Source organism: Bacteroides sp. AF39-16AC (assembly GCF_003602735.1).
GTDB lineage: Bacteria > Bacteroidota > Bacteroidia > Bacteroidales > Bacteroidaceae > Bacteroides > Bacteroides uniformis.
In genome coordinates, this window is sequence record NZ_QTLN01000013.1 from 43,958 (window position 1) to 63,878 (window position 19,921).

Annotated in this window: 10 protein-coding genes; 3 read left to right on the forward strand and 7 right to left on the reverse strand. The window is 40.4% G+C overall.

The features are described 5' to 3' along the window. Window positions 1–11: 11 nt before the first annotated feature. A complete protein-coding gene (locus DW039_RS12140) occupies window positions 12–2,999 on the reverse strand; it encodes a SusC/RagA family TonB-linked outer membrane protein (protein WP_256373165.1) in 2,988 nt (995 codons plus the stop codon). 627 nt (window positions 3,000–3,626) lie between these two features. Between DW039_RS12140 and DW039_RS12145 the strand changes: the two genes are divergently transcribed. Continuing rightward, window positions 3,627–4,946, forward strand: coding sequence for an ATP-binding protein (locus DW039_RS12145; RefSeq protein WP_005835055.1), 1,320 nt, complete (start codon window positions 3,627–3,629; stop codon window positions 4,944–4,946). A gap of 324 nt (window positions 4,947–5,270) precedes the next feature. Here DW039_RS12145 and DW039_RS12150 read toward each other — a convergent pair whose 3' ends face one another. After that, on the reverse strand, window positions 5,271–6,869 hold the full coding sequence (locus tag DW039_RS12150) for a RagB/SusD family nutrient uptake outer membrane protein (RefSeq protein WP_057282126.1): 1,599 nt from the start codon (window positions 6,867–6,869) through the stop codon (window positions 5,271–5,273). 20 nt (window positions 6,870–6,889) lie between these two features. Beyond that, window positions 6,890–9,832 (reverse strand): SusC/RagA family TonB-linked outer membrane protein, encoded by a 2,943-nt coding sequence (locus DW039_RS12155; RefSeq protein WP_080782336.1) that lies wholly within the window; start codon window positions 9,830–9,832, stop codon window positions 6,890–6,892. A 447-nt stretch (window positions 9,833–10,279) separates the two neighbouring features. Here DW039_RS12155 and DW039_RS12160 point away from each other — a divergent pair, with 447 nt between their 5' ends. Beyond that, window positions 10,280–11,500: an ATP-binding protein gene (locus DW039_RS12160; RefSeq protein WP_117681231.1), complete on the forward strand. Its 1,221-nt coding sequence runs from the start codon at window positions 10,280–10,282 to the stop codon at window positions 11,498–11,500. A gap of 95 nt (window positions 11,501–11,595) precedes the next feature. Here the strand turns inward: DW039_RS12160 and DW039_RS12165 are convergent, their stop codons facing one another. The 4 genes from DW039_RS12165 to DW039_RS12180 form a co-directional block, all read right to left on the reverse strand. Continuing rightward, on the reverse strand, window positions 11,596–12,549 hold the full coding sequence (locus DW039_RS12165) for a hypothetical protein (RefSeq protein WP_005824271.1): 954 nt from the start codon (window positions 12,547–12,549) through the stop codon (window positions 11,596–11,598). Window positions 12,550–12,579: 30 nt separating this feature from the next. Then, a complete protein-coding gene (locus tag DW039_RS12170; RefSeq protein ID WP_117713634.1) occupies window positions 12,580–14,169 on the reverse strand; it encodes a RagB/SusD family nutrient uptake outer membrane protein in 1,590 nt (529 codons plus the stop codon). A 31-nt stretch (window positions 14,170–14,200) separates the two neighbouring features. Then, window positions 14,201–17,167 carry a SusC/RagA family TonB-linked outer membrane protein gene (locus DW039_RS12175; protein WP_081027245.1) on the reverse strand — a complete coding sequence of 989 codons (2,967 nt, stop codon included), beginning with the start codon at window positions 17,165–17,167 and terminating at the stop codon, window positions 14,201–14,203. 859 nt (window positions 17,168–18,026) lie between these two features. After that, window positions 18,027–19,217, reverse strand: coding sequence for a site-specific integrase (locus tag DW039_RS12180; RefSeq protein WP_005824324.1), 1,191 nt, complete (start codon window positions 19,215–19,217; stop codon window positions 18,027–18,029). A gap of 453 nt (window positions 19,218–19,670) precedes the next feature. On the opposite strand from DW039_RS12180, the gene DW039_RS21290 reads away from it, so the two are divergent. Next, a partial coding sequence (locus DW039_RS21290) for a carboxypeptidase-like regulatory domain-containing protein (protein WP_243635027.1) occupies window positions 19,671–19,921 on the forward strand: 251 nt, incomplete at its 3' end.

The window sequence follows — 19,921 nt, forward strand, 5'->3', positions numbered from 1 at the left end:
TGGTTATACCTTTAGAATTTCACAGTCAGTCCGAAGTTATAAACACGGGCTGTCACATACGTATCGTCCGAACCTCCGTTGAAGGAATACTGCGGATTCAATCCTTTGCGTGAAGTCAATGTAAAAAGGTTCTCTACACCGGCAGTCAGCGAAAGGCCTTCTATACCTACACTTTTTAGCCAACGCTTGGGCAAGCTGTAGGAGAGATTCAGGTTCTTGAATACGAAGTAAGAAGAGCTTGTCAGCCAACGGTCACTGGTGGCATTCAGGTCGGACGATTTGTAAAAGTCGGTGCGCGGAGTTCCATTCGGATCAATGCGATTGGCAGAAGTTTCTGTCATTCCCGCAGGAACTTCTTTCCAAGAATTCAGGATGTCCTTGTGGTAAGCGCTGCCGGCAGCACCGGATTCAGACACACCCATCAAGCTGGCATAGCTACCATCGTATGTTTTACCGCCTAAAGAATAAGTAAACAGCATGTTCAAATCCCAGTTTTTCCAAGAAAGAGCTGAGCTGATAGAACCGTAAACCGTAGGAAGTGCGCTGCCGGCCCAGTCACGTTTGGCGTATGAAGTCGCGGTAGCATAGTCCGTACCGTTGATGGTAGTCAATGCACCGGCTTCTTGGGCGGCGGCTTTCTTGTCCGGATCCAGTGTATAGAGAGAAGTACCGGTCATCTGGTCCACACCTTCGAAGTGGTAAGTGTACCATTCGTAGATGGAGTGTCCTTCGGAGTAGTTTTGCATACCATGCAAGATGTCCTTTCCATCGGGCAGTTTCACGATTTTATTCTTCAGGAAAGTAGCGTCTGCGCCGATGTTCCATTTCCAGTCATTGTTGTTGATGACATCGGCATTCAAAGAGATTTCCCAGCCACGGTTGGACACGGTACCGATATTCTTGTATTGCGTCAGGTTCATCGGGGCAGTATCATCGACCCAAGGATAAGAACCGGCAGAAAGCGGTAGGCGTACCTCAAACAGCAGGTCTTTGGAACGTTTGTCGAAATAGCCTATTTGGAAGTTCAGACGGTTGAACAGACGCCCCTCTACGGCAACATCCACCGTCTGTGTAGTTTCCCACTTGATGTCCGGTGCTGAAAGTGATTGTTTTACCAAAGCGGCTTCACCACCGTTCTTGTCAATGGTATAAAGAGCCATGTGACCATAAAGGCTTACGCCCATATTGTTACCGACTTCACCATAGGACGCGCGCAACTTCAAGGCATCCACCCAATCTACATCTTGCAAGAAAGCTTCTTGTTTCATGTTCCAGCTGGCACCAACAGAATAGAAGTTACCCCAGCGATTGTCCTTGTGGAAGCGTGAGGAACCATCACGACGGAACGAACCTTCTACGAAATAACGGTTGTCATAATTATACTTTACGCGTGCCAGATAAGACTCCGTCTTGTCCTCATCATCACTTCCGGAAAAATAAGAGTTGTTAAGGAAATTACCCATAGTAAGGTTTCCGTCTACAGCCATACCGGTGTTCATTCCGGAAGTGTACTTGCGCTCCCAACTATAGTTCTCGTGAGCCACCATAGTTTCCACGTTGTGTACCTGATTAAATTGATAGTTCCAGCTCAGAATTTCCTGCAAGGTTACAGTCTTGTATTGGTAGGCATAACTTGTCAAACGACCGCCATTCGTAGCACCGTCTCCAATTTCGGGATTGTCATATTTCTTATTGTTCGAAGTGCTGTTGTTCAGGTCACCTTTTACAGTTAATGAAAGTCCATACGGCAACGAGATGGTGGCAAAAGCTTGTCCGCCCAATACGTTGCGCACACTTTCCTGCTTATTATACAACATTTCGTAAGCGATGTTGCGGTTACTCAGATAAGATGAAGTGGTGTCATAAATTTTGTTACCATCGGCATCCAGTTGGTATGTACCGTCGGCATTGTGCATAAACAACGGATAGACCGGAGCCATATAACGAGTAATGTAGAACGGATTGGCGTAATAGTTGCCACTGGCATTACTGTTATAGTCACGCTTGGTCCACGAGCCAGTCAAGTTCACGCCACCCTTGAACCACTTGTTAGGTGTATAAGTAGTGTTGATACGCCCGGAGAAACGTTCGTAACCTGTGGCTTTTACATATCCTTTCTCATTCAAGTAGCCTATGGAAGAATACACGTTGTATTTCTCTCCCGAAGTGGCGGCGGAAAGATTGTATTCCTGACGGTGTCCCGTGCGTTCGATGGCATTCTGCCAGTCCAAGTCGTCATAGCCAGCCAGGCGAGTGGCAATCAGTTTTCCGTTATTGTCAAACAACTTATCACCAGCGGCATTGTAGATATTACGACCGATAGATTCACTAACCACGTGTCCCGTGGCATATGCGGCAGCATCGCTTGCCGACATGCCGGCATTGCTCATCATGGCATTCTTCTTGGCCATCCAGGTAGCTTCCATCCAGCGGTCTGCATCCAGACGGTCGTACTCGGGAATACCTCTGTTATACATACCTTGATTCATTTGCAGCGTAATACTCGGTTTATGAGTGTTTCGTCCGCTCTTGGTTGTAATGATGACAACACCGTTGGCAGCACGGTTACCGTATAATGCAGCCGAAGCAGCATCTTTCAAGATGGACATGCTTTCAATATCATTAGAGTTTAGTTCGGCCATGTTTCCATCGAAAGGGACTCCGTCCACTACATACAGAGGATCTGAAGCACCTGAAACCAATGTACCAAAACCACGGATACGGATGCTGGGGGCAGAACCGGGTTCACCATATGTATTGTTCACTTGTACACCCGGTGCGGCACCTTCAAGTGCACCGGTTACGCTGGTTGTGATGCGCTTCTCTATTTTCTTATTGTCAACCACCGAGATAGAACCGGTCAACGATTCTTTTTTAGCAGTACCGTATGCCACTACCACAACCTCATCCAAAGCTTCTGCATTGCTTCTCATTGTCACCTTTACACTCGGCTTAATCGCCACTTCCTGCGTCTGCATACCAATATACGAAATCACCAAAGTTTTCGCGGAACTACAATAACTGTATTTTGTTGATAATAAGTAATATATAATAAGCTCCAAAACGCTAAAACAGGGAATACTCTTTCCACAGTTATTCTATATACGTCCACAATAAATAATGCTCTACTTATGTGATACCATTAATAGCTGTAATGTTTTGATTAATAGCTGTTTGTCCCTGCATTAATATATTGTGGCTATAAAATTAGGATTTCTTTTTTTTAAAAGAATGAATGATTATGTCAATATCTATCATTTGAACATTTTTCGTTGAATATTTACTTATATTGTCTATCACATCCATAAGAATGTTGTATTTCATGTAAATACTATTTAAAATTATAAAATACCATTCTCATTTCGAATAGAGATAAACATTAGTTTATTCCTATTTCACATAGAAATATTCTGTATTCCTTGTATAAAACTAATGAACTTATGAGATCGTTTCTAAAGGAACCATAGTTTCTTGTGTAAAAGTTCAAAGGGAAATTCATGCTATACAAATATTGTCTCTTATTTGTATTATAATACCATTATCATTATATTTGCGTTATCGTAATGTGCATTACGGTAATGTACATTACGATAACGAAAGAGTTGATATAAAATAAAAGGTGTATTATGAAATTCTATAATAGAGAAAAAGAATTGGCTATTTTAAAGAATATAGCAGAACAGTCTCAAGAAGAATCGCAAATGACGGTTTTGGTAGGAAGAAGGCGTATCGGTAAGACCTCACTCTTATTGAAGTCAACGGATGGAAAGCCGACATTGTATTTTTTCATCTTACGCAAGGCAGAGAATCTTCTATGCCGTGACTTTATAGAAGAGGCAGAAATGAAGTTGAATTTTCCTATAGGAGAATATTCTTCCATAGGAAAGCTATTCCAACATTTAATGTTACTTTCAAAAGAACGGCCCTTCAATCTTATTATTGATGAATTTCAAGAATTGGATAGAATAAATCCTTCTGTGTTTGGAGAGATTCAGAAAGTATGGGATTTGCATAAAGACAGTAGCCGAATGAATTTACTTATAAGCGGCTCTATTTACTCATTGATGCATAAAATTTTTGAGAATAATAAAGAGCCACTTTTCAGCCGTGCGGGAAAAATTATACGTTTACAACCATTCAGGGTCTCTGTCATAAAGCAAATATTGGCAGATTTTCACCCAGGTTACACTCCCGATGACCTTTTGGCGCTATATACCTTTACAGGGGGGGTAGCTTGGTATATTGATTTGTTCATGAAAAATAAGGCTTTTACCCGTACAAAAATGATTCATTTCATGACGGAAGAGAACTCTTTGTTTTTGACTGAAGGAAAGAATCTTTTGATAGAAGAGTTTGGTAAAGAATATACCGTTTATTTTTCTATATTAGAATGTATTTCTCGCGGACTGACATCTCGTGGAGATATAGAAACAGCATTGAACGGAGTAGAAATAGGCGGTTATCTCTCACGTATGGAGAAAGATTTCTCTGTAATCAGTCAGCGTAAACCTATTTTTGCTCGTCCATCCTCCAAACAAGTCAGATACATTATTGAAGACAATTTTCTATCTTTTTGGTTTCGATTTATTTACAAGTATCAGAATTTGATAGAGGCCGGAAACTTAGCCTATCTGCGTAATATTATAGAACGGGATTTCCCTACATTTTCAGGATTGATGTTGGAGCGTTATTTCAAAGAGATGTACATAGAGGCCGGAAGATATACAGACATCGGAGGATTTTGGGATAGAAAGGGAGAGAATGAGATAGATTTAATTGCTGTTAATGAATTTGAGCGAACCATAGAATTCGTAGAGATTAAACGTAATCCGGAACGGATAGATTGGGGGATGTTGAAGAAGAAAGGAGAATATTTTCTCACTATCAATAAAGAATGGAAAAACTGCTCTGTTTCCTATAAAGGACTTTCTTTGGAAGATATGTAACCTTAAATAATACTTCCCTTAAAGTCTTTTGCAGGATTAAAGAAAGAGAAGCCGCTCATTTCACAATGAGTGGCTTCTTAAAAACACTTTATTATGAAATTCCGGTCTATTCAACCGGATGAATCATCATCATAGTTGTCACATTATTATTGTTTGGGTAATGCAACTAGTTAGTCTGCGCAGATAATTCTTTTGACAGAAAAATGAAGGAGCACTTAAATGAAAGAGAGAGTACTTCCGTATCATTCTTTTGTTGATTCATATAGAAAAATCGGTAAAGGCAAACTACTTTTACCGATTTTTTATGACATGTCCTTTGAGGTGTTAATTCTGATCGGTCGGAGAAAGCTGAGAATTGTTCTCTATTTCCGAGAGAGGTAATTGATAAAGGAACGGGCGTTCTTCCTGATTATAACGGAACTTACCGGCAGAGAAATGATTATTGTTTTCTGCACCCCAAGTTTCGTCCGTACGGTCTACAGGAATGTTCAAACGACGATTATCGATGTATTCCAAGCCTTCGCCCCAGAATTCTACACGTTTCTGATAAATGATTTCCTCTATCAAGTCGGCCTTGTTTGTAAAGGTGTAATTATAGTCAGGCTGACGGGTCTTCATGAAGCTATTCAGTTCAGTTATCGCATCAGCAGAGCCCTTGTGAGCCAAGGCTTCCATCTTTATCATGTAAGCCTCTTCCGAACGCAGGTAAATATAATCTCCCAATTCCCATCCGCTGAACACACCGGCCTTAATGTTATCACGGCCCGTACCGATAAATTTCACAGTCTGATATTCCACAGAAACCGGATACTTAGTATCACGGATCAATGTCACACGCTTACCAGATGCATCTGTTACACCTGTAGAACGGTCGCAGCAGAACCATTGCAGACGAATATCAGTATCCGCGATACGATCTACTAACGGCTTAAAGGCAGCACGCCATACGCCGATGCCGGCATATCCATCGCCATAAGTATCCATCTGCGAGAAGAAAGACATATAAGTCGTACTATTATCTGCTGTAATATCGCTGCCGAATACTACATCCGGCAAACTGATGTTGCTGAATCCTTGCAGTATCTGGTCTTCACTTTGCAATATAGGGAAATTATCAATCACCACTTGCGCATACTTTATCGCTTCATCCCATTCATGGATAACCATGTTTGCGCGAGCCAAATGCATGGCTACTACGCAGCCATCCATATCAGTGGGTGAGGAAGTGCGCGTCATATTCAAACCCTTGAACAAGTCGAAAGCAGTAGTAAGGTCGCTCTTGATTTGTTCATAAATTTGAGCTACAGTAGCACGCGGTTGGTCGCCTTCTGTATCCTCTGTAATAAGCGGTACACACGGGGATTGCGAGAAATCATATTTTTCTCCACGCCCCCATTTTGTTCCATCTGCACCGGTATAGTAGGAATGCTGATATAGATAACTCAACTGCAAGTAGGCATAGCCCCGGAAACCAAGGGCGATGGCACGATATTTTAAATTGGCAGGATCTTCACTGCTGGGGTCAATCAGCTTAAGAATGTTATTGGCATTGGCTATGACACGATAGTATTCTTTCCACCGGTTGTTGGTCGGAGTATAGTTCTGTTGCCAGTAATCCAGCAAATAATGATACAGACTCATGGCAAAACGTCCGGTCATAATCATGTCGTTGCCCATCAGTGATGTCAAGTAATCAAAGCTCTTCTGACCGAAATAGTTGTGACTCATATCGGTGTCAACAAACTGCTGCATATCAGAATACATGCCTGCTACAGCAGCAGAAAAAGCCTTGTCAGGATCTTCCTGAGCCACATTACCCAGTTGGTCTTCAGTCAAATAAGCGGTAACATCAGCGTCTTCAACGCAGGATGTAAGCAGACCTCCGACAAGGAGTGCCTGCATCATATATTTCATAATTTTCATATACAATTTTATTTTTTAGTTTAGAATGTAAGGTTGATACCTCCGGAAATCACACGCATCGGAGAATAGCCTCCATATTCTTTATCAGAACCAGACATTGCTACGCGAGGGTCGAATCCCTGACGCTTGGACCACAAGGCAAGATTATCTGCCGTAGCATAAATACGCAGTTTCTCGACACCGAATTTCTGCATCAGATTTTTTGGCAATGTGTAACCCAAAGTGATGTTACGGATGCTGAAGTAGCTGGCCTTTATCAGGTTGAGGTCTGACTGTTGGGTGAAAGAATTGGAAGCATTGTTAGCATTCCAAATAGGAAGTGAACCTGTGCCTGTCTCCGGGTTAAACGTCTTCCACATATCCTTGTTATGACCTACGTAGAATGAAGAACTCATACCAGACAGATAAGAGTAGTCATAAGCATAGCCACCAATCTGGAAAGCCGTTGCTATAGAAAGGTCAATGCCCTTGTAAGAGAAAGTAGTGCTCAAACCACCGTTGAAATCGGGCAATGCAGATTTGCCGATGAAGCAACGGGTTGCATCTGCATAAGTAGTGGTCGTGGTACGGCCTATCACTTCCCCTTGTTCATTTGTCTCGTCCATGTACCACATGGCATTTCCTTTTTCGTCCATGCCGGCATACATATAAGTATAATATTCAAAGCGGCTCTTGCCTTCGCGCAGGTTGAACGGACCGGAAGTGATACCATTTTCACGGTTTTCTTCGGGCAGCGTCACAATGCGGTTCTTGTAATGAGAACCCACGAGCGATACCGTCCACTTCAGGTCGGGCTGATTGAAGATATCCACATTCACTTCAAACTCTATACCGGTGTTTTTCATCGCACCCAGGTTTTCCCAGTTATACGGACGTCCGGCTGTAGAGTAAGCCACAGGACGCTTGAAGAGCATATCGTCCGTACGACGATAGAAATATTCGAATGAACCGTATACTCTGTCGAACAGACGGAAATCTACACCCACGTCAAAAGTCTTCTGCTTTTCCCAAGTCAAGTCCGGATTACCGTAGAATTCCGGTGAATAGCCCAACTCTGAACCATTCCAAGTAACAGTGTACTGGTCTTGGTAAGGTGTGTACACATAGGCATAGTTATAATCTGAAAGAATACTTTCATTACCCTGAGTACCATAAGATGCACGCAATTTCAAATCGTTTAACCAAGACCCCGTTCCCTCCATGAATGCTTCGTTGGAAATACGCCAAGCGGCACCTACCGACCAGAAATTACCCCAGCGGTCTAAGAAACGGGAAGTACCGTCGCGACGGAAGGCTGCAGAAAGATAATATTTGTTGCTATAGTCGTAGTCTGCCATACCGAAATATCCCTCGATGTTATGGTTTGCCGTGTAGCTGTTGATGTATTGCATTTGTCCACCGTTGTCCAATTCCGGATTGTTCGGATTAAAGAAGTTGGTTTTCTGTCCTGCCAAATACTGATATTCATACTTATAGTACTCGTGACCTATCTTGGCCGACAAGTGGTGGTTATCGCCAAATACATTGCTGTAAGCCAGAATCTGGTTGAAGTTGGTAGTTGTAGTGTTGTAGCTCCCTTTTGTACCACGACCACCGAAAGACTGTCCGTCACCGATGAGCGGAGTGTAGAATACTGTCTGGCTGCTGTTCGTGAAATCATAACTGTAGTTTGCTGTAAACTTGAAATTCTTCAAGAATGAAATTTCCAGATATGAGCGTGAGGTCAGGTTATTGTATACAGTTTCACGAATATCCTCTTTCATATTGGCTATCACATTCTGGTTAGTAGCCGTAGGACGTTTAGATGTGCCGTCTGTTTCACCGTTTCCGGCATCATACATAGGACTTCCGTCTTCATAATATTTCATGTTACCTTCTGCATCATAGGCATGAACCGGGAAGATAGGAGCCCAAGAGCGTGCCACGTCAAAAGGATTGGAGGCTGCTCCGGCATTCTCTTGCACACCGTTCTGGGTAGCTTTGGAATATCCTACATTGGTTCCTACTTTCAGCCAAGATTTCAGCTGGGAGTTTACGTTAGCGCGAGCCGTAAAACGCTCATAGGAAGAGCCTAACACGTAAGAGTCATTGTCCAGAAAGCCCATAGATACATAGTAATCTGTGCGGTCGTTACCACCTGATGCAGATACATTGTACTCTTGACGGAAAGCGTTGTCAAACAAGGCATCGGCAAACGAATCATTATAACGCAGACGTGCATTGGGGTTAAGTTTCCCATCGGGTGTTACCAGATACTCTCCTTGCGGGATGATGTAAGCATTGTAATTACCCAGTTCGCCCAGCAAATCCTGACTGGCTGCTAAATTAGAGTCTTCAATGGAGTTTCCGGCTGCCCAATAGGTATTACGAAGGCCATACCAAGATAAACGGTAGAACTCTCCCGGATCGGTAGCCATGTCATAGTCCTTGTATGCACGCTGTGTCACACCCCAGGTACCGTTAAAGTTGATGGCCACCTTGTCTTTGCGTCCGGTCTTGGTAGTAATCATAACCACACCACCAGCTGCACGGGAACCATACAAAGAGTTGGAAACGGCGTCCTTCGACACGTTTACCGAAGCAATATCCGTAGGGTTGATGTCCGACAACTTACCATTGAAGGGTACACCATCTACTACAATTAGCGCATTGTTGCTGGCCGAAATAGAACCGATACCGCGCAATACGATGTTGGCATCCTTTCCCGGCTGACCAGAAGAACTTACAACCTGCAAACCAGCCACAGCTCCTTCGAGTGCATTTGACACTGATGTAGCTTGTGAATTACTGATAATCTCATTCTTTACACTACTGATAGAACCCACTAAATCTTGTTTGCGTTTAGTGCCATAAGCCACTACTGTTACTTCATCAAGTATCTCTGTATCAGGCTTCATTACCACTTTTACGCTCGGTCTGATTACCACTTCTTGAGTCTTCATACCAATGTACGAAATTACCAGAGTTTTCGCGGAACTACAATAAGTGTATATTGCTAAAAAACAATTGTTTACGTTTGCTATAGAACAGAGTTTATTCTATTGTATATTATCTATAAAGGTATATGGCAAAGGGAGGTAAGTGGCTCGAAGTACCCATTTCATACCGTTTTGAATAATTAAAAGCTGATAATGAGCGCGTTATTGTAACATTTCATTCTACTCTTTTAATTGGTGATGTACTAATTAACCCAATAAATGTTTTTTATTCAAGAATAACGATAGATTATATAGAGGAATTTATCTTGAAAGATAAATTTTATCCATGAAAGTTCCAAAATATTTTTTTGTTGAGAAATATTTGCTTTACATATGCTATTTATAATTGATGAATATATAATATATACGGCAAGATTCAATTATAATTGAAATATTTTATATCTTTGTATATAAACTAAATCATGTTTGAATATGAAAAATTATATCTCCCGTCCTTTATACATAAAGAGAATTGAACCGTTTATTGATAAAAGTATAATAAAAGTAATAACCGGCCAACGTAGGATAGGTAAAAGCTACATTCTTTTACAGATATCAGATATCATAAAGAAAAACATACCGGAAGCCAATATTATTTTTGTAGATAAAGAGCAACTTTCCTTCACGGAAATTAGGAACTACATGGATCTTTATCAATATGTTTTAAGGAAGGTTACTGGGCATAATCATAACTATCTCTTTGTAGATGAAATCCAAGAGATTGAAGAATTCCAATTGTGTCTGCGGAGTTTATTGAATGAAAATAAATGCGATATCTATTGCACCGGAAGTAATGCTAAAATGCTGTCCAGTGAACTTGCTACTCAATTGGCAGGAAGATATATAGAATTTCCCATTCATTCACTTAGCTATGGGGAATTCTTAACTTTCAATCAATGCCAAGACTCCACCGAAAGTCTAAAACTCTATCTTACATTCGGAGGTATGCCCTACATTCATAATCTAACAATGGACAAGAATGTCATATTCGAGTATTTGAGAAACGTTTATTCTACTATCCTACTAAAAGATGTGGTTGCACGTGAATCAATCCGGAATGTCTCTTTTTTGGAAAATCTCGTAGCTTATCTGATAGATAATACCGGTTCTCTTTTTTCTGCCCAGAATATTAGTAAATATTTAAAGTCGCAACACGTCAACATTCCTACGCAGACAATTCTGAACTATCTAAAGGCACTGTGCAATAGTTTCTTTATTTACAAAATTCAACGAGCTGAAATCCAAGGGATGAAAATCTTTGAGATTGGTGAGAAATATTATTTTGAAGATTTAGGATTGCATAATTCCATACAGCATTTCGATTTTCGAAAAGACATCAACAAGTTAATGGAAAATGTAGTATGCATTGATTTGTTAAGATATGGATATGAAGTATATGTCGGAAAGAGTGGTAATAAAGAAATTGATTTCATTGCTTCCAAAGACGACCATAAAATCTATATTCAAGTAGCGTATATGCTTCCCGATGATGCAACTGTTAGGCGAGAATTTGGCAATCTTTTGGAAATAGCAGACAATTACCCCAAATATGTGGTAACAATGGATGAAATGCAAAGCGGGGGAAATTACAAAGGAATTAAACAGATTTCACTGCGAAACTTTTTGTTGGCAGAGGATAAAGAAAAACTGTAAATTAACGATTCAATCTCTACGAATCAATATTTAAAGTAAAAAGCCGGCCCTTTGTGTGAACCGGCTTTTCTTATGTAATTTTTTTAATTTTCAAATTACTCTGTCTCCAAAGAGTTAAGGTATGCTTCCGCACTCAAGTAGAGATAAGACGGGTTGGTACAAGGATATGCACCACCGTCTTGATAGTCAGCCATACTTACGTACAACGAATTGGCTGGGAAGGTAATACTACCGGCCTTTTCATTATAAACTCCCAAAGGATAAGAATTTATATTAGTAGATAGGTTGCCATATACAGAACCACCGCTGAACATACCATATCCCCAATCCATACCATATTGAACCGGTTTCAAAGAAGCACCTTCTTTAGTCACATCAATTACGAAAGTATATTCACCTGGAACTACATCAGCCTCTTCATTAAAGGGATAACCGTTGAAACCGCCAACCTCATCTTGTGCAGTCGCAACTTTGGCAAACGGACTGTCAAAACGGAAACGTGTACTGGTAGCAGTTGTAGTTTTTTCAATTTCCACAGCCATCGGAACAGACGGATCTACGCCAAAGAAATTAGCAACTGTACCGTCCAAATAGTATCCGGTACCGATAGATTCCCACTTCAAGATAGCAAAATTTACTGATATTTCATGGTATCCGGAAGAATAGTTGCTGACATCATTACCACTCAAAGCCAGTTGTAGATTATAAGTGATACCCTCGGCAGCTGACGGTGTTTCAACTGTCAACTTGGCTGTTTTCTCTCCAGCAGCAAATGATACAGTGGAAGGGCATACAAATATATTCTCTTCATTATTTATCACAGTAACATCAACCGTACCGGCAGCATCTGTCAAGGAGCGTGTCAAAGTTAAATCAAAAGAGGTTATTCCCGGCTCAACTTCCACTGTTTGGGTGTAATTGCCCACAAAGCAGATGCCTTGATTACCGTCTTCCAGTTCACCCGGAGTATAACTTTCTGCATCAGGATCGCAAGAGGTAGCTATCAGTGCGATGACAAACAGACTAAGTATCTTATTTATATATTTCATATTCCATATTTTTAATAGTTAACATATACATTATTCTACATCAGGTATTGGTGTAGGTGCCGAAACCAGCGGATTGTTCTCCAATAATGGGTTATATTGTACTTCCTTATTAGGAATACTGTAAATCTGAACCGGATCACCTGCTGTAATATTAAATACGGCAGTAGTCGGGAAGCCGCAGCCTAAACGGTTGACTCCCTTGTTCAGACGCATAATATCAAAATATGCCATACCTTCTCCCCAGAATTCAAGACGACGTTGTTGCCAAACAGCTTCCTGCACAGCTTCCGGTGTAGTGGCTGTACACTGATAAGACGGGTCACGATATGCAGTAACAAACGAGTTAAGGGTAGATACACCGCCACTAACATTACCACTCATAGCTTGTGCCTCAGCCTTGATAAGATACATTTCCTCAACACGCATCAATATTATATCCGTAGCATTGTTGTCAGTTCCCCATTGGTCATTCAGCACCCCATACTTTACTTGTGTATAGGCAGGTGCCTTTTTCCCAGTAATGTATGTTTGGGCCGCAGCAGGCAAATTGGCAGATACACCTTCACCGTTCAGGAACCATCCCTTGCGGACATCACTGGCAGGAATCTCACTATAGAGTTTCGGACTGATTCTACGCCATCCACCTACAGAAGCATAACCATAATTCAAAGAGCCCATATGTGAAGGGAAATTACAAATACCGGTTGTACTTACACGGTCCTGTTCTGTAATCAAGATACCCCACATCCATGAATTGTCTTCGATATTAATGAATGAAGGCTTGCTTACATCAGCACGGGAGTATGGAGTGGCAGTAGTTTTGGCCAGTGCAGCTTCCGCATCCTTTAAAGCTTCCGCATAGTTGTGCATTGCCAGATAGACACGGGCACGGATACCGTAAGCGACATCCAAGCTGACATAGCGCTTGTCATCACGTTCTTTTGTAGTGGCTGTCAGCAGCTCAATAGCTTTATTCAGGTCTGCCAAGATAAAATCATAAGTTTCTTGCACAGTAGAACGGGCGCAGCCATTGGCTGCAACTTCTGTTGCATTCTGCTCTGTAATCAAAGGCATACCCATAGCGCTCTCATGTCCTTTGTAATTGAACTGATACAACTGTATCAACGTAAAATAGTCAAAAGCACGGACAGCTAATGCCTGCGCCAGATAATATTGTAACGTAGGATCTTCAGTTTCGTTATCTACAGTACCGATTACGTTATTGGCTGTAAAAATCTGATTGTACAATGTACCCCAGAATTCAATGGTAGCTGTACTTGTATTCAAGCAGTCACTGTAATCGGCTGAATTGGAATACCAGTTATAACCAGTAATATCTGCCACCATGTCCGTACCTCTTGATTCCGTGGCCAGCATAATGGTCGGATAACCTATATCACTATGCACATTGTCATCTTCTGTGTAGATTTTGGCATATTGGGTGAAATTTGCAGCCACGGCTGCTACGCTGGCTTCCAATCTGGAAGGATCAGATTCAACAACTTCTTCCTTTTGGTTAGATGTAATAGTCGAACTCAGCGGTTCTGTATCCAGATCTGTACATCCAGCTACCATCAAACCGAGCATAACATACGGTGTTATCTTATATAATTTCTTCATATTTTTTCTGTATTTTATTATTGAACTATTATCAGAATGTTACTTTCAAACCGCCGGAAATAGTACGTATAGGCGTATATCTATCTGTAGAAGCTGTTGTGTAGCTCATACGTGGATCAAGCCCTTTACGGGCAGAGAAAAGAGCCACATTGTCAGCCGCACCGTAAATACGCAAGCTTCCGATACCCAGACTTCTCAACCATCTCTTAGGTAAAGTATAGCCCAGGGTGATGTTGTTGATAGAGAAATAATCAGAACTTGTCAACCAACGGTCTGATGAAGAGTTGGTGTATTTATCAATGGCATCTACACGCGGAATATTGGTATTTCTATTCTCCGGTGTCCATGCATTCAAGATATCCTTGTGCCAATTATATCCCATGTAGTGGGAGTCACCGCCATGCATGAAAGCTTGATAGCCACTATCATAAATCGTACCACCCAACTGATAAGCACACTGGATGGAGAAATCAAAGCCACGGAACTCCAATGTTGTACCGACACCGCCATAGATAGTAGGCAACAGGTCACCGGAAGCTTGTCTATTGGAATTGTAGGCAGCAGACCAATCTTTATCCTTATACTCTACACCGTTTTCGTCCTTTGCCCAATACAGAGCTTCGCCGGAATCAGGATCTACCCCTGCATATTTTGTCAAATACATCTGGTACAAAGATTCACCTTCACGATAAATATAGGAACCATCAATCATCTCTCCTTTCAAATCCGGATGCAGCTCAAGAATCTTATTTTTCATCAATGTTCCATTCCAATTGATCACCCACTTTAAATCATTAGTTTCAATAGGAGTATAGTTCAATTCAATTTCCACACCGGAGTTGCGTACCGAACCGATATTCATAGGAAGTTGGGTATAACCGTTAGACATCGCTACCGGTTTATAATACAACATATCCTTAGTCTGGCGGTTGAAGTATTCGATTGTACCGTCAATACGTCCTCCCAAAAGAGCGAAATCCACACCTACATTGAATGAATTGGATGTTTCCCAAGTGATATCTTTGCTCCCCTTGTAGTAGAGCACACCATCAGAGAATACACCGTCAGACCCGCTAACCGTGAACTGATCCAGATACGGATAGTAGTTTGTATATCCCTTATAATAGAGGTTGTCATTACCCTGCTGACCGAAAGAAGCCTTCAGCTTCAGCATGTTGATCCAATCGTATTGACTGATAAAGTTTTCTTTTGCCATATCCCATGCTGCACTCACACTCCAGAAGTTACCCCAACGGTTATCCGGATGGAAGCGTGAAGAAGCATCACGACGATAAGAAACACTACCATAATATTTTTCATTGAAATCGTAGCTGGCACGTGTAATGATACCGATTGTGGCATATTCATTGTAACTGCCAGAACCATTCTTGCGGTCGATAACATTAGATGCAGTCCAGTTCTTGTCACTATACATGTTATATCCTAAAATATAGTGACTTTCCGTGTTGAAGTCCATACTTTCATAGCCGGCAAGAATATCCAAGTTATGGTTGCCGAATGTCTTTTTGTAATTCAACAGATATTGTTGGTCAAGCGAATAAACGCGTGAGGAGTATTGCATAACAGAACCGCCATAGGAAGCCGACTGACCATAATACTTGTTACCCACACTATGCTGGCGTGTGTTGTCAATATGCAAGCCCAAAGAAGCTGTCAATGACAAACCGTCAATGATATCAATCTTTGCATACCATTTCCCATTCAGAATATCCATCAGATATTTTTCAGTATCATAAAGGAAACCGCTCATAGGATTGGACATGCTCATAAAATTACGGGTGAAGTTTGTACTTGAACCATCACCATAGTCATATACATGATAGCCAGTATTGGCATTATATTGGAAACTGCCGTCTGCATTCCGTACATACATCGGATAGATTGGTGCGATAAAGTTACCAACAAAGAACGCATTACCGGAAGAAGTAGCAGCATCGGTATCCTGATCGCCCGGTGAACGGCTTGTTACATTTGAATAGCTAAGATTAACTCCGAGCTTCAACCACTTTTTAGCCTGATAATCCACGTTCATACGAGTGGAGATACGTTCGAAACCTGAATTTTCAATAATACCTTCATCATTCAAATAACTGGCAGACAGATAGTAGCTTAATTTGTCCGAACCACCAGAAACACTAAGATTATACTCTTGGCGCAAATTACTTTGGAACATCTCATCAGACCAGTTATCCGGTGTATAATAATAGTCACCGTCACTATATCCCAGAGTTGCATAAGGGTTCAACTTGCCGTTCCGGCCAATAAGATATTGTCCATCAGGTATGGTATAAACTTGGTAGCCCAGCTTTGGAAACAAGTCTGCATTGGCCAATTGATAAGCCCGTTCTGCTGTATATCCGCTATTATATAGGTATCCGTTATACAAAGCAGAATATGCAGTCTCCATATAGGTATTTGCATTCTGCAATACATCATAGTTTTTCACTAAGCGGGAGTTGACTCCCCAACGGGCGTCTAAAGAAATCTGCGTATCACCGCTCTTACCTTTCTTTGTAGTAACCAAAATAACACCGTTTGCACCACGTGCACCATACAAGGCAGCAGCTGCGGCATCTTTCAATACGGTCATTGATTCAATATCTTGTGAATTGACAGCGGAGATATCTCCTTCATAAGGAATACCATCCACTACATACAGAGGATTGTTGCTGGCATACATAGAACCGATACCACGAATACGAACTGTCGCACTCGTACCCGGCTGGCCATTTGTACTTTGTGTCTGCACACCAGATACAGTACCGGAAAGTGCATTCGATAAGTTGGAGACCTGACGTTTCTCCAATGTCTCAGACTTGATCACAGAGGCTGAACCTGTAAAAGCAGACTTCTTTGCTGTACCGTAAGCTACCACCATTACCTCATCAAGCATCTCAGAATCGGAACGCATGAATACTTTTATATTCGGCTTAATATCAACCTCTTGAGTCTGCATACCAATGTACGAAATCACCAAAGTTTTCGCGGAACTACAACTCTTTTATTTTATTAATAATCAAGCAATTATACCATGTAATAGAAATCACTATAGCGAAATTTCCTTTCTCACAAGGTATGTGTATAGGGGTACAATGCATAAAACCTTACTGCTGTGATACTATTTGTTGAATTAATGACTTGGTTATCATATGTATATCATAAAGTTAATACGTTGCTTAAAGATTTTAAATGATTATTTCTCTTATATGAAGAATATCTTTTGTCAACATCTATCATCCTAACTGCTTTCGATGAAGCATTTACTCTACATTGTCATTTTATTAGCGAAAGTACTAAAGTCTATGTAAAAGAATATTTCAATAGCTTCAAAAAACAGTAAACTCAAAACTTTGTGATTAGCCAAATAATCAAGACAACTGTTGTTTCTTCATAAGAGTTTTCATCATTTCTGCTTCCACACTTCCACCCACTCCTTGTATTCCTTTATTCATCGGTATTACAAGTGCTGTGGAAGCAACTCAAAAGTGTGGAAGCAAAATTTGCTTCCACACCTCCAACCAGCCTTAAATATTGATAACACACCAATGTCAATCTTCTATTAGCACTACACTATACCTGATTGATTTTCAGTAGTTTCTTACTGCAAAATTTTGCAAACCTATTGCAGCGATACTGCAAAGCTGTTGCAGTGGTACTGCAAACTAATATGCAGCGCGGCTGCAAGCAATATGCAGTGATACTGCAAACAATATGCAGTGGTACTGCAAAACGTATGCAGTAAGTTTGCAGCGAGCAAACTGAAACTGAATAGTGAATGAACAGACTTTAAAGGAGAAGTATATGACTAACGATATGAAAGTGTAGTATTGGCTATGCTAAGTTCGTGTTTTTTTAGGCAAAGGCATGAGTGCATGGTTCTTTTCTAAATCATGCACTATAGTCATATCCATTACATTTGTATACACTTGTGTGGTTTTAACACTTTTATGCCCCAATAATTTTTGCACCGTTGTGATGTTTACTCCATTATAAATCAATAGTGTTGCATTAGTATGGCGAGCAGTGTGAAATGAAATTTTTTTTGATAAACCAGCTAGGCGGGAAATCACAATTAAATCCTTGTTCACATTAGAGTTATCCCTTAAATGAAAGAAGCTTTGTAAGTCATCCCGATATTTGTCCAGAATAACAAGCCCTTTTCCTTCGAATAAGAGATAAAGAGGTAATCTGACTTCTGTACTCGTCTTTATGGATTTATAAATTAGCCAGGTTTCTTGACGAATCTCCACGATGTTATCGGGTGATAAACTGATAAAATCAGAATATCTCATTCCTGCATAGCAACAAAACAAGAATGCATCTAAAGTCTTTTGCAATTTAGTATATCTGCCAGCCAAGCTTAATTTCTCCAACTTCTCCAACTCTTCAGGAGATAAGTGCGTATGCTTGTTTTCTATAGTTTTAATTTTGTACTTTCGAAAAGCGTATTTTTGTATCTCCATATAATCCTTGTTGATGGCGACATTTATATGTCGCTTCAGATGCTTCATATGTTTGGCTATCGTATTTGTGTGATAACCTCTTGATTGCAAGAAATATTCAAAGGAGGATATGAATTCGAATGTTAAATCAGAAAAGGTTACATCCTTTTTGAACTGTTGTAATAATGAAAGAGTGGAGAGATGATTTCGTTTTGTACTTTCTTTTAGAGTAGAGTTTGCTATCTCTTGCCTAAAAAAAGGAATAAAAGAGGTTTTGTTTTCGCTTGTGCTCAAAACATCCTTTAGTAACTCTAATGAAATACGCCTTCCTTGCTGCCACAATTCCAACTCTTTTTTTTCTATCATAGCCATGAACTCATATATCAATCTATTCAGCGCATCTGCATTAGGATGATTCTTCACAATAAGCTTTTTATTGTCCCACTGTTCTGGCTTTAAATAAACTTTGGTTGAAAAATACTTTTTCTTTCTGTCCAAATAGGCTTCTACTTGTACCAATGCCATTCCTTTTTTATTCAGGCTTCTTTTTCTGTTGTACACTAGATTGTAAATAATCTTACTCATTTTACTTGATTTTAATTAATACCAATAACAAATAAGACGATATTCTGTGCTCGATGGGATTAGAATAAGAATTAATATCTCTAAAAAGTGTCTTTTTGTGTTTAGCTATTAATCGGTATTTAGCCTCCGGGAACTCTCAATTTGTTTCAAAATCAGGTCCGTTCTCTGTTTTAGCGGCTTATTTATTAACCATTTTGTTTTAAAATATGTGTATTTCTTGGAAAAATCATCCTAAAAGAGGGAATCATAGTGATAGTAAACATAAGCCAGTTTAGTTTTTTTAAGTGTGAAAAATCTGTTATTAAGCATAAAGTGGCATGTTTAATTAACAAATTGATAGATTTACAAGGTTTTTTCAATAAAATAGTTGTTCGTTTCAGTTTTATTAATATATTTGCACTTTGTTAGAGTAAAGAAACAATTAATGTAAAGTTAAACTTTAAGAGAGAATTTATGAAAAGAAAATTAATGCTGTTATTGGCCTGTCTTTTTGTCGGAATAGGCCTAGTAACTGCCCAAACCCAGAAGGTTACAGGTGTTGTAATTTCTGAAGAAGACGGGCAGCCAGTTATTGGAGCCTCTGTATTGGTAAAAGGTACACAAATTGGTGCTATTACCGGTGTAGATGGTGATTTTACATTACCAAACGTACCAAGTTCCGCGAAAACTCTGGTAATTTCGTATATTGGTATGCAGACCCAGGA

Coding starts and splice junctions, on each gene's coding strand:
- DW039_RS12145 (WP_005835055.1), top strand. CDS start 3,627: ATGAAATTCTATAATAGAGAAAAAGAATTGGCTATTTTAAAGAATATA.
- DW039_RS12150 (WP_057282126.1), bottom strand. CDS start 6,869: ATGAAAATTATGAAATATATGATGCAGGCACTCCTTGTCGGAGGTCTG.
- DW039_RS12160 (WP_117681231.1), top strand. CDS start 10,280: ATGAAAAATTATATCTCCCGTCCTTTATACATAAAGAGAATTGAACCG.
- DW039_RS12165 (WP_005824271.1), bottom strand. CDS start 12,549: ATGAAATATATAAATAAGATACTTAGTCTGTTTGTCATCGCACTGATA.
- DW039_RS12170 (WP_117713634.1), bottom strand. CDS start 14,169: ATGAAGAAATTATATAAGATAACACCGTATGTTATGCTCGGTTTGATG.
- DW039_RS12180 (WP_005824324.1), bottom strand. CDS start 19,217: ATGAGTAAGATTATTTACAATCTAGTGTACAACAGAAAAAGAAGCCTG.